This is a genomic window from Paenibacillus nanensis (assembly GCF_003583765.1).
GTDB lineage: Bacteria > Bacillota > Bacilli > Paenibacillales > Paenibacillaceae > Pristimantibacillus > Pristimantibacillus nanensis.
In genome coordinates this window covers 45,671-61,233 of record NZ_QXQA01000023.1, presented here as the reverse complement: position 1 = coordinate 61,233, position 15,563 = coordinate 45,671, and the positions used below count along the sequence as shown (strand labels likewise).

Sequence of the window (15,563 nt, the reverse complement as noted above, 5' to 3'; positions counted from 1 at the left end):
TTATACTCGCACCAATCATTAAGGAAACAGAAGAATTCGATGTAAGCAGAAAGGTAGGTTTGTAATGAGGAAGTCCCGTGTAAGAAATCAATTACAATCTTCGTTCGGACGGCTCCTTCACAGCTTTGGTCTCGATTCCGTCACCAAAGGCAAGCTGAGGACCGGTCTGAAAAAAAGCGTAGCGTCCATCATCTCTTTAATGCTGGTGCTGCAAGCGGCGCTTGTCACTGGCATTATGCATACCTCCGCTGCGCCGATCGACAATAACAGTCAAATTGTAAAACAGGTGCTGTTAATGAAAGGCCAGGGCCACGCACAGAGCGCCATCGAAGGCTGCTTTGCTTCGCCTGAAGGCTGCGGTTCCGTAACTGCCGCGGTCAAAAACGAAGGAGGCTCCTTGGTCAGTTATTCAGACACCTTCGAAACAACGTTAGGAGCGACAGACTATCCGTTCACCCTCGCTTATGAGTGGGCCATCACGGAAGAGCAAGCCGCGGAAGGAGGAACGTATATCTTCACTCTGCCGGACGCGCTCATTATAGAAACGGACATTCAAGACGAGCCGATTGGCCCCGCAGGCACCTTCTCGGTCGACAAGGATACGAAGCAGGTTACCGTGAACTTCGTCGCGCAGCCGGGCCCTGCGGAGAACTACCACTTAAAAGGCGGCCTTGTGGTTGCTGCCTGGCTGGATGAAACGATCGAAATCGTGAACAACGAGATCGTGATGAACATCCCGATCAGCCAAACCGGCAACTTGGACGTCCGCATCCCCGTAGAATTCCAGGGATCGGGCCCGAACGTCGACAAACGGCTCGATATCTCCAAAGGCGTCGGAGGCGTCGACAGGACGGTTAACACATCCGAGGTTTATTGGGTAATCGACGTGAATACCGCTCTTTCCAATATCGGACAAGCAGTTGTGAACGACATCCTGCCGGACGATCTGGAGCTGGTTGAGAGCAGCGTGAAGGTCTACAACCTGAATGTCAGCCTGAACGGCGCCGTAACGGAAGGCGGAGAAGTCGCCGGCTTCACGGCCGACACAAGCACGCCCGGACAATTCAGTCTTGATCTGGGAAGCATCAAATCGGCTTATCGCATCAAATTCACGACGAAAGTGAAAAGCGACGCCGTCATTTCGGAAACACCCAAAGAATTAACCAATAATGTTCAACTGCTTGATGGGTCTGAAATAAAAGATTCCAGCAACGCGAAGATTTCCGTGCAGCGCGGACAACTGCTCCGTAAAGTCTATAACGAGGGCAGCTACGATCCGGTCAACGGGCACCTGGTAACATGGACCGTCCTGTTCAACTTCGGCGAGACGCAGCACAACAGCCCTAAGCTGACCGATACGCTCCCTCAAGGTCAGGAGCTTGTTCCAGGCTCGGTAACGGTTGAAGCTGTGGAAGTAAACGCCACCGGCCAGCCCGGAGCCAAAAAAGCGGATGTTCTGCCAGGAACCGATCCGGGAACCTTCACGCTCAGCAATCCCGGTACCGGCACCTTCGATCTGACGCTGAACGGCACGGTCAGCGACGCGTACAAAATCGTCTACCAGACGAGAGCTAAAGCCGACTCGCCAATCACGAAAGATTTTACAAGCTCCAATAAGATTGAATACATGGGTGAAGGCCCTGGCGTAACGTTTAATTATAAACATCGCATCATTTCGAAAACGGGCAGCATTATCGACTTCGCCAACAAAAAGATCCGATGGTCGATGACGCTCAATCAAAACGGCTACTGGTTCAAAGGCACCGCGGACAATAAACTCCGTCTGACGGATACGTTCACGAACCGCGGGCTTGCGTTCGATCCCGGCTCGATGGTCATTACCCCTAAAGGCGGCGCAGCCTTGACGGAGAGCGTTCATTATACGGTCGTATCTACAAAAGATTCGGGAGACCCGTCTATCGAATCCGGCTTTATTATCGAATTTGCGGACAGCTACGATTTCAACAAAGAGCATACGATCACGTATACGACGACATACGATTATGATCTTTACACCGCTCCTTGGAATCCGAACAGCAATTATACATTTACGAATAAAGGCGATTTCGCTTGGCAGGAGATCGTTGACAGCTTAGGAACAACGAAGATCGGCGGCAGCGGCAGCCAGAGCGCAGCTTTTACCGTCGAGCCTACGGGAAGCAATCGTTACAACGGCTACAAAACCGGCGTATACGATGCGCATACGAAGACCATTGAGTGGAACGTTCTGATTAACTACCACAACGAATCCGTCCAAAATGCAGTCGTGAAGGACGTACTGGAATCCGGACAGAAACTGCTTGGCAATGTAACGGTTAAGCGCATGAATATTTCGGCCGATTCGCAAGGCAACCTGACGGAGGCCGCAACGCTTGTGAAGGACGCTCCGAACGGTTACACCGTTATTTATGATGAAAGCGGCGCGGATCCGGTGCTTACGGTGGACTTCAATTCGGAGTACATTTCCGGACCGCATCTGATTACCTTTACGACCAGTTTAGAAGGCAAGCTGGTGCCGGCCACTATTGAAAATACGGCGAAATTCACCAGCGACAACGGCTATCACGCAACGCTCAACACGAATGTGTCCGTAAAATTCGGCAATGAGTTTATAGTGAAGAACTTTAAACAAAATGCCAGCGCTATGCGGCTTGCCGAATGGACGATGTGGGTCAACCGCAGCTTGTCCAGACTCGACAACGTGATCATTGAAGACAGACCGGACGAATACCAAACTTTGGTGCCCGACTCCTTTAAGCTGTATAAAGCTGTGCCTAATGTAGAGAATCCATCGCAGGACAGCCACTTCACGCTTACGGAAGCGGATCCGGACGATTATGAAGTTACGGTAAGCATCGATCCGGCTACCAATCGCGAAATGTTTACGCTTGAACTTTTCGGTTCCATCGAAACGGCGTACAAGCTGACTTACGAAACTTTGCTTGCGAAGGGCGTTACATCCGTAACCTCCAATCAGTACAAGCTTCTAGCCGATCAGAAGCAAGTGACGAGCACACCGTCGCAGCACCGGTTTAACGTGAATAAAAACTCGGCATCCGGCTTTACGTTCCCGGACAACGCAAAGTATAAAGGCAGCGTGAAGCTTCTTAAGCAGCCGGCGGAAAACCCAACCCTCACTTTGCAGGGCGCTGAATTTAAAATTGCCGCCAAATACGGTGACTTTACCGCAACCGGCGTAACGGACGAACACGGTATCGTATCCTTCGACGACCTGCCGTTCGACCAATACGAGCTGGTTGAGGTCAAAGCGCCTAACGGATACCTGCTGGATCCGACCAAACACAATATTATTTTGAACGCGACAGGCCAGAAAGAAATTGTATTAAGCAATAAACGTTCCAGCCAGCTGGGCAATTACGTATGGCTGGACCGGGATCGCGACGGCATTCAAGACGCTGACGAGAGCGGCATTAACGGCGTGACGGTTAAGCTGTACAAAGCCGGAGAAACCACGCCTATCCGGACGACAACCACCGCCAACAAATCGACCGGAGCAGGAGACGTTCCAGGCTATTACCTGTTTGACGAGCTTGAACCTGGCGATTACGTCGTTGAATTCCAGTGGCCTTACGATTACGAGCTTACGAAGGAAGTTTCCGGATCTCCTGATACGGACTCGAATCCTCTGGACGACGATAACAAAACGAATATCATTACATTGGACAGCAGCAACAATTTTACCGATTGGACAATCGACTTGGGGCTTGTAGCCAAAGGCGAAATCGGCAACTATGTATGGCTCGACCGTGACCGCGACGGTCTGCAGGATGCCGGGGAACCAGGACTTAATAACATTGAGGTTATTTTGTTCAAAGAAACCGGCGGCGTCCGGACCGAGGTCGCGCGGACGATCACAGCCAACAGTCCGTCCACAAATACACCGGGTTACTATCTGTTTGACCAGCTCGTATCCGGCGATTATTACGTCCAATTTAACGTGCCGATAAGCTATGAAGTGACAACGGCAGAAGCAGGGTCGGATGACGAGCAGGACTCCAACGCAACGGACCCGGCCGGCGTCACCGACAAAATCACGATCGGACCTGGCAGCTGGATCGACCATAGCATCGATCTGGGTCTTCAAGGCAAAGGCAAAATCGGCGATTATGTATGGTTCGATACGAACGATAACGGCGTACAAGACAGCGACGAGGACGGTATCGCGGAAATCGAAGTAAGACTGTACAAAGAGAACGGAAGCGGAACGCGTGAGCTGATCGAGACGCAAAAAACCGACAGCAACGGCTGGTACTTGTTCGATCATCTCGAGCAAGGCGACTATTATGTATGGTTCCAGACGCCTTCGATCTATAAGCTGGCGAAGTCTGAATCGGCAGCCGCTACGCCTGCAACCGACTCGAACAAAATTCACGAAACGGGCTCCGACCAAGGCTTCACCGTGAACAAAATTACGATCGGCGGGCTGCAGCCTTGGGAAGATTTGACGATCGACCTTGGCTTCACCGGCAAAGGCGCGATCGGCAACTATGTATGGCACGACCGGAACCGCGACGGCATTCAGAACGAAGGAGCCGAGCACGGCATTAACGGCGTTACCGTTTCCCTTTATAAGGGTTCGCCAACCGGCACGCCGTACCGGACGGATGTGACCAAAACCGAAAACGGCCAGCCGGGCTATTACAGCTTCACCGAGCTGCCTGAAGGCACTTATTATGTGAAATTTGATTATCCGGAGCAATACGAACAAACGATAGCGGAAAGCGACGAGGATGCGGAGAACGGATCCAACGCGCTGAACGCCTCCAATACGACCGGAGCCATTGTTATCGGGGAAAATGCCAGCCCGTTCGGCTGGGTAAACCCGAGCATTGACCTGGGGCTTGTCGCGAAAGGCAGCATCGGCAACTACGTTTGGCTCGACCGCAACCGCAACGGCATCCAGGACGAGGCAGCAGAGGAAGGCTTAAACGGCATTACGGTTAAGCTTTATAAAGACAGCGCATCCGGAACCGCTTATGCGGAAACCGTAACGGCCGACGGACCGGACGGCAAACCGGGCTACTATCTGTTCGATAATCTGGCCAGCGGAGACTACTACGTGCAAATCATGCTGGATGACAGCCACGAAGTAACGCTGGCGAACCAAGGCAGCGGGGATCAAGCCGATGGCAGCGATTCGAACGACGTTAATGCGCAGGGCTTCACCTCCGTTATTCCAATTGCCGAGAACGGGCCAAAAGGCTGGAACGATTTGACGATCGACTTTGGAATCGTCCGCAAAGGCTCGATCGGCGACTACGTCTGGTTAGACAGCAACACTAACGGCAAGCAAGACGAGAATGGGGACGCAGGGTTTAACGGCATAACAGTCAAACTCTACGATTCGAACAAGACGTTAATTGCCGAAACAAAAACGGCTACCAAAGCCGGAAAACAGGGTTACTATTTATTCGATCATCTGGTTGAAGGCGACTACTACGTACAATTCGATACGCCAGCCGGTTATATTACGACCACAGCAGGAGCGAACGGCGTTCAACCGGACGAAGACTCCAATCCGGTCTTCAACGGATTTACGGAAGTTATTTCGATCGGTCCGGGCACGACTTGGGGCGATATGACCATCGACCAAGGATACTATTTTATCCCGTTTATTCCAGGACCGGCACCGACGCCGACACCGACTCCGACTCCGGGACCGGAGGAGAGCGTACCGCCGGGAGAAACGGAAGAGCCAAGCGCAACTCCGTCTCCTACGCCAACGCCTGCTCCTACGCCGACACCGGGAGGAACACCGAAACCAACTGTACCGTCTCCTACTCCAATTACGGAAACGACGAAGGAGGAAACACCGGTCCAAGGCGAGGTGGACGTTCCGAAAGGCGGCGATACCAAAATCGGAACGCCTCCAGCGAACGGCAATGTGACCGTAACGCCTGACGGCAAATGGGTGTACACCCCGAAACCGGGCTATACCGGAAAAGACCGCTTCTCTGTCATTGTCCGCAACGAAAGCAATGAAGAAGAAGAACTATGGTTTGAAATCGATGTCGACCCGATTCCGAAAGGCACGGTTGACGTGACGCCGGACATCGATAACCTGCCGAAAACCGGCCAGACCGACTATACGCTACTGTACTTGCTTGGCGCAGCCTTAATTGGCGGCGGCGTATTGCTCAGACTGTACGGAAAACGCAGAACTCGTTAATCATTCGCTTAATAAACAAGAACAAGGGCCGCTCCAGTGGAGCGGCCCTTGTTTTATTTTTGATTACAAATTCGAGGCTTCGGATTCCGTCCGCCCTCTTCGGTTCGCGGCCTTCAGCCCGCGGATCAGCGCCAGCAAGGATGCCGGTCCGTTCGCTGCGTAATAATTCGCCTGTTCGTCCGGCGCCAAAATAACGCCAAGCTGATGATGCTCACCCGCATATCGGGCGCGCTGCGCAAACTTCAGTTCGCCTTCCGTGTTGTAGACCTCAAGCTTGCAGAACGCCGAGTTGACGGCAAGCGCCTCGTACAGCTCTTCCTTCGAGAAGACGCGTCTACCGTTCACTTTATGCAAAGTCTCTCCGGCGAGCAGTCCCATCGCTTCCGCGGGCGTCCCCGGCACGATGCCCAGTATGCGCAGCCCGCGCGCGTCATGGACATACAGCGGCGTTCGCTTTGACTCCGCCAGCTTGCTGCGCCATATTAGCGCCTCATGCAGCACGAAGGACAAGACCGCGGCCAGCGGCAGGAGCGCCGGCTGCCACCAAGCCGCTATTGCCGCGGCTCCCAAAATTATGCTGTAAGCAAGCAGCCCCTGCGCCGCATGCTTGGCTTTCGCCTTCGGAAGCATGGCGCGCGTCATTTCCGTCATCCCAATGACCATCGGGAGCGCCACTATCGTCCACCCCTGCGACCAGTCCGCGCCGAACAACGGCGTCCATGGCAGCGTTAATGTGGACGCATGGCCCGCGGCAGCCGAATCGGCAACCGGCGCTAGAAGGAACAGCGGCACCGGCCAGAAGCCCTGCAGCATATAGCCGCCGACCAGCTTGCCGCGCTTGCCTTCAAGGAACAGCGGCGTTGACAGCCGGTCGCCATGCAGCTTTACGAGAAGCGCCTCCGCCAAATGAAGGAGCGCGACGAGCAGCAGCAATCCGGAGCCGTCGATGCCCTCAAGCGAGGCTGCCGCAGCGCCAAGCCAGTCCGCCCGCTCCGCAAGGGGCGTAAAGCCGACGATCCACTGCAGCAGAAGGATGATCCCCGCGCTATAGGCGAAGCATAGATATCGTATCCGAATGATCATAAGCAGCGCGGCCACTGCCCACAGCCATATGACGGCGGTTCCCGACAGCGTCGCGCCGATAAAAGCGCCCGCAAGCGACGCCGCGAGCCCCGCCAACAAGCCCATCAGCACCGCCTTCGCCGTGAGGCCGATCCAATTATGAAGCTTAACGGCAAACAGCTGCCGTTCCATTCTCATTTGCCTGCTGTACTGAAGGATGATGAATAAAACCGCGATATAATAAAAAGGTTGTATCAACAGCTGTAAGACCGCTTCTCCTAGCAGCTCCAGCATAGCCTGTGCCGTATCCAAGGCGTACACTCCCCTATCCGCTTTCGTATCGGTCAAGTAGAAAAAAGGGCTGACCTCGACTCGCGAAGCCAACCCTTTTATCATTCGACACGGCCGCGTTATTTCCTGCCTACGGCTTTGACCGCTTCCAGCAGCTGCGTGTCATTCTCTTTGTTCTGGATCCACTTGATGACGGCCTGCTCCAGCGTTTGCGCCGTTTTCCCGTCGATCTCCCCTGTTACCGGCAAACGATGCTCCGACTGGAACTTTTTCACGGCATCCGCCGTTTCTTCGCCGAAATAGCCGTCCTCGCGCTTCGGCTCGTAGCCCAGCCCATGCAGCATAATCTGAGCGCTGCGCACCTGCTCGCTTAAGCTGTCCGGCTTCAAGGTTTCCTTCAAATTCAACCTCGCAACCGTGTAAATATCCGGCGGCTCCACTACAATATCCGGCTTAATGCCCTTCTCATGGATCCAATTGCCGTTAGGCGTCAGCCACTTCGCGATCGTCATCTTCACGAGGCTTCCGTCTCCAAGCGCCTTATTGTAGCTGACTTGAACGGTGCCTTTCCCGAACGACTGCTCGCCGATTACCGTAGCGCCGGCCGCCTCCTGCAAAGCGCCGGCTAAAATCTCAGACGCGCTTGCGCTGCCTTTGTTCGTAAGCACAGCGATCGGATACGGCTTCTGCTCGCCGCCCTTCGCCAGCGTCTTCTCGCGGTTGCCGTTCCGGTCCTCGACCTGGACAACCGTCGAGCCTTCCTTCATCATAAGCTGCGATATTTCGATGACCACCGGCAGCACGCCGCCCGGATTATTGCGGACGTCGAGCACCAGCCCCTTGATGCCCTGGCCCTCAAGCTTCTTCAGCTCTTCCTTAAACCGCTTCGCCGTATTCAGCGAAAACTGCCGGATTTCAATAACGCCGATCCCGTCCGGCCTCAGCGTGCCGTATACCGTCTCAACGTCGATATCATCGCGAATCAGCACCACTTGAATCGGCTCCGCAAAGCCGCTCCGTTTCACGACCAGCTTCGCCTTTGTTCCTTTGGGCCCGCGAATCTTCGCGACCGCCTCCTGCAAGCTTAAGCCGTCCAAGCTTACTCCGTTGACGGACACCAGCTCATCCCTAGCCAGCAGACCTGCATGCTCGGCAGGCGAGCCTTTGATTGGAGAGACGACGATAATCTTTCCATTCTCCGTCGTTACCTCCGCGCCGATCCCGGTAAAGCTGCCTTCGATCGATTCCGAGAAATGCTGCGCGACTTCCTCCTCCATATAGACGGAATAAGGGTCGTCCAGCGCCTCCATCATGCCGCTGATCGCGCCGTCCAGCAGCTCGTCCCGATCGACGTCTTCATAATATTTGGTCTCGATGAGCTCAATGACCGCATTCAGCTTACTCAGCTCATCCTTATTCAGCCGGTACTCGCTTCCGTCTCCCGCTGCCGCGGCGGCAACGGCCGCGCTTCCCTTCTCTTCGCGCGGCTTCAGCCATTGATCGGCCATCGTAAGCGTCACCAGTACGGAGGCGATCATGGTCATCAAGACAAAAGTGAAAACAGTACGTCCCTTGAAATACACCTCGGTACACCACCTTCATTAATTTCCAGCTTACAAGACCATCCTAGTATATGACAAGCGTACAGTAATTATTTGCCGGTTACCAATCTTATGGCACCTTCTTGCGTAAGAAGGCAGCCCTGTCGCTTACGGGCTGCCTTCTCTCAAACGCTATTTCAAATAACCGCCCGGATTAACCGGAACTTCGTTTTTACGAACTTCAAAATGTAAATGAGGCCCTGTCGAATTACCCGTGCTACCCACTTCTGCGATTTTGTCGCCCTTCTCTACGTTATCCCCTACGTCGACCAATAGTCCGCCGTTGCGAATATGGCCGTACAGCGTCCACAGCCCGTTGCCGTGGTCAATGATGACACAGTTGCCGTATCCGCTCCACCATTGCGATACGATCACGACGCCCGCTTCCGCCGCATAAATCGATGTGCCTTGCGGCGCGCCGAAGTCGATGCCGGTGTGCGTGTGCTTCGCGCCCGTAATCGGATGCACCCGCGTGCCGAAATTCGACGTGACGCGTACGGTGCCCTTCAGCGGCATGCCGAGCTTGCCGCCCGTGTAAGGATTTTTGATCCGGTTTTTCTCCGCGTTCAGCTTGGATACCTTCGAAGCCAGCGCGACGAGCAGCTGCTCCTGCTCCTCGCTGATCAGCTCAAGCTCTTCAAGCGTCTCCGACAATTGGTCGAGGTTCTCGTTGTAGCTTGCGATCAGCACTTCTTTGTCCGCTTCCTTCTTGACCAGCTCCGCCTGCTGGAGCTCCAGCTCCTGATAGATCGCTTCGAGCTCGGCGTACTGCGTCTCAATCTCGGCTTTCTTCTTTTCCACGGCCTCTTTTTCTTTTTTCAGCTGCTCCACCATGTCGCGGTCAGAGTTCAAAATCGTCTGCAGCGCATCGAAACGGTCCAAGAAATCCGAGAAGCTGGTGGCGCTAAGCAGCACGTCCATATACGATACGAAGCCGTTCGTATACATCGTTCTCATGCGCATTTCGAGAAGCTCCTCGCGTTCGACAACCCGCTTCTCCGCTTCCTCGAGCTCCACGCCGCTTTGAACGAGCTCCTCTTGCTTCGCATCCTTCTCGGCCTGCTTCTTATTTTTTGCAATTGCGATTTTATCGATCTCTTTCATCAGCGATTTGATTTCCGCTTCAAGATCTTCTTTTTTCGCCGAAATCGTCTGCTTTTTCTGCTCCGCGTTTCTGGCTTCGCGTTCCGCTTCCGCGGCCCTGCGCTCCGCTTCCCGAATCTGCTTGTTCGCTGCCGCAATATCCTTCTCGATTTGCGCGAGAGAAGCCGCTTTGACTTCCCCGCCTCCGGCCGGCTGTACGGTAAATACCGCAAACAGCGCCGCCGCGATCAATAACGCGCTTATCCTTTTCATCTTCTTCATCTCTGAACACCTCACCTACACTTTCAAATACTTGCGTACCGAAATGGTGCTGCCCCAAATGCCGATCAAGGTGCCGATAATCAAAATCAAGGAGGCCGCCATCATGCCGGCTTCCTTCATCGGCACAAGCTGAATCAGCATAAGCGACAGATCTAGCTGCGTCAGCTTAATAATCTGTCCGTAGCAGATAAGAACAACGACCGTCGTCAGAACGGAGCTGACAAATCCGATGAGCGCTCCTTCAATAAAGAACGGCCAGCGGATGAACGCGTTCGTCGCTCCTACCAGCTTCATGATGCCGATTTCTCTGCGTCTAGCGATAATCGTCATCTTGATCGTGTTCGAGATGAGGAACATCGCCGTTATCCCTAGTCCCACAACAATAACCAAACCGATGTTGCGGACCGCATTTGTAATTTTAAACAGCTTCTCTACGTAGCCTTCGCCATACTTGATTTTGGAGATCGGGTTCGTGCCGTCCGCTTTATTAATGGAATCGATCTGCGCCGCAACCGCTTCAACGGTCTGCGGATCATACACGTCCACGACATAAGAGATCGGCAGCGGATTGTTCTCGTTGTTGTAACCCTCGAGCCAATCGCCGTTTTCCTCGCCCATGGCCTCCTTCAGAATCTGCAAGCCTTCCTCTTTGGAGACGACGGTTACTTTGCTGACTTCGGTAATGTTGCCGATTTTGGTCTGAAGCTCCGTTACTTTCGCTTCCTCCACATTCGTCTGCAGGTAAACCTTGATTTGTACTTTGCTTTCAATCTGGTCCGCCATAAAGTTGACATTCATGGCCAGCAGGACGAAAATGCCGAGAATAAACAGCGAAATGAAAATCGAGCTCATCGAGGCAAAAGACATCCAGCCGTTCCGAATGATGTTTTTCGCGCCTTCGCGCAAATGACGGAGAATCGTGCTAAATTTCATAGCCGTACTCTCCTCTCGCTTCGTCGCGAACGATGTTGCCGTTCTCGATCGCAATAACCCGCTTGCGCATGTTGTTCACGATATCCCGGTTATGCGTCGCCATTACAATTGTCGAACCTCGGAAGTTGATCTCCTCGAGCAGATTCATAATGCCCATGGACGTCTCGGGGTCCAGGTTCCCCGTAGGCTCGTCCGCGACAATGACCGACGGATTATTGACTATTGCCCGGGCAATCGACACCCGCTGCTGCTCGCCGCCCGACAGTTGTGAAGGCAGAGAAGCGTGCTTATGCTTCAATCCGACAAGATCCAGCACTTCCATCGTCCGCTTCTTAATGATCCGGCGCGGAGCCTCGATTACCTCCATCGCGAACGCTACATTTTCGTAGACGGTCAGCTTCGGAAGCAGTCTGAAATCCTGGAATATAACGCCGATATTTCTTCTCACGTACGGGATTTTGCGAGGCTTCAGCTTGCCGATATTAAAACCGTTTACCGAGATTTGCCCTTTGGTCGGCACTTCTTCCCGGTAAATCAGCTTCATAAATGTTGACTTGCCTGCGCCGGACGGGCCGACGACATAAACAAACTCATTTCGATCTATACGAACCGACACGCCGCGCAGCGCATGGGTGCCGTCGGCGTACGTCTTCCATATGTCGTGCATTTCTATCACGTTATCACATCCTGTTTATAGTCAGTTCTACTATTTCGACAGCGTATGGCTAATTCCTTCAACAATCCGCTTTTTTCATGATTCTCATTATCCGGCTGTTTGTCGAAAAACATTACCATTTACCGCCTATTCCGCTCCTGCTTCCGTCATTGCGCCAGCCGTTCCCGCATATGCTGTAATACTGTTTTCTTAGAGGAAGGGTGTTCGGGGATGGGAAAGCTGCGAATTTTCGTCATATCGCTTGTGTCGGTTTTGGCAGTGCTTGTTGCGGCCGGTCTCGTGCTGCTGTGGAAATATGCGGAGCAGGATGTGGTGCCCCAAGGGGTCAAAGCGGGCGAGATTGCGATTGGCGGGATGCCGATCGACGACGCGGTCGCCTTACTGGACCGGTATGAAGACGCGCTGGCCAAAAGGAGCATTACCATAGAAGCCAATCAGGCGGCAAAGGACCAAAAGCAATGGAGCGTCGCCGAGCTTGGCTACAAGGCGGAATTTGCGGGAGCCAAAGAAGCGCTGTTGAAGCTAAGGGAAGGAAGCTTGTGGGATCGGGCTAAGTACCGGTATTCGTTTCAAAAGAGCTTTCCGCTTAGCCAAAGCTGGGACCGGGCGGCGTTCGAGTCCGCTTTGCGCCAGCAGTGGAGCTGGATTGAAAGCAATGAGCCCCGTAATGCGGAGAGAGAAATAACGGAGGATGACGAGGTGCGGTACACGCCTCATACGGACGCCTATAGGCTGGACTTAGACGGGTTAGTCGAGCAGGTGAACAGCTGGGCGGTGGTGAAGCCAGGCGAGGTCAACGAGGAATGGACGGATGAGAAGCGGTCTTTCACGGCGGAGCTGCCCATCACCGTTATTCATCCTGAGGTTACGCTGGAAGAGCTGCAGGAGGAAGGCATCGACCGGCGGATCATGTCGTTTACGACGGACTTTGCAACAAGCGCGGAAGGCCGCGCGCATAACGTTACGATAACGGCTGAAAGCTTGGATGGATGGTATTTGAAGCCAGGAGAAGTTTTTTCCTACAGCGAACTGATTGCCAAGGTGGAAAAAGACCACGAATATCGCGAAGCGCCCGTCATACTGAATGGCAGACTGGTGCCAGGGATCGGCGGCGGCATTTGTCAGGTGTCCAGCACCCTGTATCAGACTGTGCTGAGGGCAGGCCTGGAAATCGTGGAGCGCCGCAACCACTCCTTGCCCGTCGCTTACTTGCCGCTCGGTCATGACGCGACGTACGCAACGGACGCCATTGACTTCAAATTCCGCAACTCGACAGGCAAGGCGCTGCTCATACGCACCGAGGTCAAGGACCGGAAGGTAACCGTCAAGCTGTTCGGCACGATGCCGGAGAATGAGCGCTATGACATCGAGTCGGTTACACTGAGCACCGTTGAGCCCGGAACGCAGCAAAAGGTGAACCCTGCCCTCCCCGTCGGCAAAACGGTCGTCGTGGAGCAAGGCAAGCCGGGCTACGTCGTGGAGACGTACCGCACCTTGGTGCGTGACGGCGAAGTCGTGTCACGCGAGCGCGTATCGAAGGACACGTACCGCGCGCAGCCGACCCTGATCGAGGTCGGTCCCTCCTCGCCGGACGCTACGCCTCAGCCGCCAGCGTCTCCCGCTCCTGGCGAGGGGCTCGTCGAGGACGGGGTGTGAGGGGATAGCTCTTTAAGCTCTAGTTATGCGATTTAGTGGCGCCTCGCGTGCTTATTTCCTCGGCTCGAGCTGCTTTGGTTGATTTTAGCTCGTGTGGCGTTACTATTCGCGCTTTGGAGACGCTTCTGCCGATTTAAGCTCGTGTGGCGGCACTACTCGTTCTCTGGAGTCGCTTTTGGCGATTTAGTGGCGTCTCGCGTGCTTATTTCCTCGGATGGTGCTGCTTTTGCCGATTTAAGCTCGCGTGGCGTTACTACTCGCGCGCTGGAGTCGCTTTTGGCGATATAGTGGCGTCTCGCGTTGCTTATTTCCTCGGATGGTGCTGCTTATGTGGATTTAAGCTCGTGTAGCGACACTAATTGCTCTATGGAGACGCTTCTGCCGATTTAAGCTCGTGTGGCGGCACTACTCGTGCTCTGGAGGCGCTTTTGGCGATTTAGTGACGCCTGGCGTGCTTATTTTCTCGGCTGGAGCTGCTTTTGCGGGTTTAAGCTCGTGTGGCGTGACTACTCGCGCGCTGGAGTCGCTTTTGGCGATTTAGTGGCGCCTCGCGTGCTTATTTCCTCGGATGGTGCTGCTTTTGCCGATTTAGGCTCGTATGGCGATACTATCTGCTTTTTGGAGTCGCTTTTGGCGATTTAGTGGCGTCTCGCGTGCTTATTTCCTCGGTTGAAGCTGCTTTTGCGGATTTTAGCTCGTGTGGTGGCACTATTCGCGCGCTAGAGACGCTCTTGCGATCTGGTGGCGCCTCAACTGCCTGGGAACCTGCCGCATAATCGCAACAAGACAAGTCTGGACTAGATGACTTGGCCGATGGAGATATTGATCTTGTAATGCCCGAACTCCAAGATTTTGTCGAGCAGGATGGAGAGCTCGTGGTGGTCCGCGACATGAACCTTGAGCAGAAAACAAGGCTCGCCGCTTACGCGGTGGGCTTCTTTTATTTGTTCGAGACCTTTAATGAATTCCTGAAATTTCGTATGCTTGTAATCCTTCATCATGACGGTGACAAATACGCACATGCCGTTGCCGATCCGCGCCTCGTTCACTTTCACCGTATAGCCTTCGATGACGCCCAGCTCCTCCAGCCTCTGAATGCGGTTCGCTACAGCCGCGCCTGTCATATGAATCTGCTCGCCAATCTGCTTCCACTGCACCCTGGCATTTTCTCGAAGAATTCGGAGGATGGCTAAATCGATATGGTCGATCATTTCCTTGCATCCTTTCATGGATAAAGTCGAATGGCCAAAACGTTTTATTCGCGCTATTCAAGCGTTTTCCTCTTTCCCTTACACTGAAGCAGCAAGATCCAAAATGGGAATCAAGGGAGGAGAAACAGATGAGACGAATCTGGTTTATGGCTTCCATAGCCGCGCTCATCGTGATCGGAGCAGCCGCTTGTGCGAACGGCGGTGCAGAAGAAACACAAAGCAACGGCAACCCGGTAAAACAGGAGGATAGCCGTCCGGGGCCGTCCGCATCATCAAAGCCGTCCTATACGTTAAGCGGAGAAGTAACGGAGCAAAACGGCGTCTTTTTTGTAACCGTAGAGACGGACTTCAAGCTAACAAAAGAAAACTACGGCGGTTCACCCGTTGAAGGAGAAGGACATGTCCATTTCTATCTGAACGAATCGCTTATCGGACCGATTACCAGCGAGGATCCTTTTGAGATTAAGCACGCCATAGACGGAACGAACAACATCAAGCTCGAGCTGGCCAATCACGACCACTCTACCTTCGGCGTGACGTATGATCTCTCCTTCGACAAGTAAACGCGCAACCGGCAT

General features: G+C 53.8%; 9 protein-coding genes. 3 read left to right on the top strand and 6 right to left on the bottom strand.

The features are described from left to right. Positions 1 to 64: 64 nt before the first annotated feature. Positions 65 to 6,190, top strand: coding sequence for an SdrD B-like domain-containing protein (locus D3P08_RS25265; RefSeq protein WP_119602906.1), 6,126 nt, complete (start codon positions 65 to 67; stop codon positions 6,188 to 6,190). A gap of 63 nt (positions 6,191 to 6,253) precedes the next feature. On the opposite strand, the gene D3P08_RS25260 is transcribed toward D3P08_RS25265, so the two are convergent. The 5 genes from D3P08_RS25260 to ftsE all read right to left on the bottom strand — a co-directional run bounded on the left by D3P08_RS25260 (position 6,254) and on the right by ftsE (position 12,118). After that, entirely contained in the window at positions 6,254 to 7,648 is a 1,395-nt protein-coding gene (locus D3P08_RS25260) for a PDZ domain-containing protein (protein ID WP_240647744.1), read from the bottom strand. 14 nt (positions 7,649 to 7,662) lie between these two features. Continuing rightward, positions 7,663 to 9,126, bottom strand: coding sequence for a S41 family peptidase (locus D3P08_RS25255; protein WP_119602904.1), 1,464 nt, complete (start codon positions 9,124 to 9,126; stop codon positions 7,663 to 7,665). Positions 9,127 to 9,276: 150 nt separating this feature from the next. Then, positions 9,277 to 10,509, bottom strand: a complete 1,233-nt coding sequence (locus tag D3P08_RS25250; protein ID WP_240647743.1) for a murein hydrolase activator EnvC family protein — start codon at positions 10,507 to 10,509, stop codon at positions 9,277 to 9,279. A 15-nt stretch (positions 10,510 to 10,524) separates the two neighbouring features. Next, complete coding sequence (gene ftsX / locus D3P08_RS25245; protein WP_119602903.1) at positions 10,525 to 11,442, bottom strand: permease-like cell division protein FtsX; 918 nt, start codon at positions 11,440 to 11,442, stop codon at positions 10,525 to 10,527. Beyond that, the gene (ftsE, locus tag D3P08_RS25240; protein ID WP_119602902.1) at positions 11,432 to 12,118 is read right to left on the bottom strand and encodes a cell division ATP-binding protein FtsE; all 687 of its coding nucleotides are present in this window, start codon (positions 12,116 to 12,118) and stop codon (positions 11,432 to 11,434) included. The genes ftsX and ftsE overlap by 11 nt, the downstream gene beginning before the upstream one ends. A 210-nt stretch (positions 12,119 to 12,328) precedes the next feature. On the opposite strand from ftsE, the gene D3P08_RS25235 reads away from it, so the two are divergent. Then, positions 12,329 to 13,774, top strand: a complete 1,446-nt coding sequence (locus D3P08_RS25235; protein ID WP_119602901.1) for a VanW family protein — start codon at positions 12,329 to 12,331, stop codon at positions 13,772 to 13,774. Positions 13,775 to 14,571: 797 nt separating this feature from the next. On the opposite strand, the gene D3P08_RS25230 is transcribed toward D3P08_RS25235, so the two are convergent. Next, positions 14,572 to 14,985 carry an Lrp/AsnC family transcriptional regulator gene (locus D3P08_RS25230; protein ID WP_119602900.1) on the bottom strand — a complete coding sequence of 138 codons (414 nt, stop codon included), beginning with the start codon at positions 14,983 to 14,985 and terminating at the stop codon, positions 14,572 to 14,574. Positions 14,986 to 15,113: 128 nt separating this feature from the next. Here D3P08_RS25230 and D3P08_RS25225 point away from each other — a divergent pair, with 128 nt between their 5' ends. Next, positions 15,114 to 15,548: a hypothetical protein gene (locus tag D3P08_RS25225; RefSeq protein WP_119602899.1), complete on the top strand. Its 435-nt coding sequence runs from the start codon at positions 15,114 to 15,116 to the stop codon at positions 15,546 to 15,548. Positions 15,549 to 15,563: the final 15 nt, after the last annotated feature.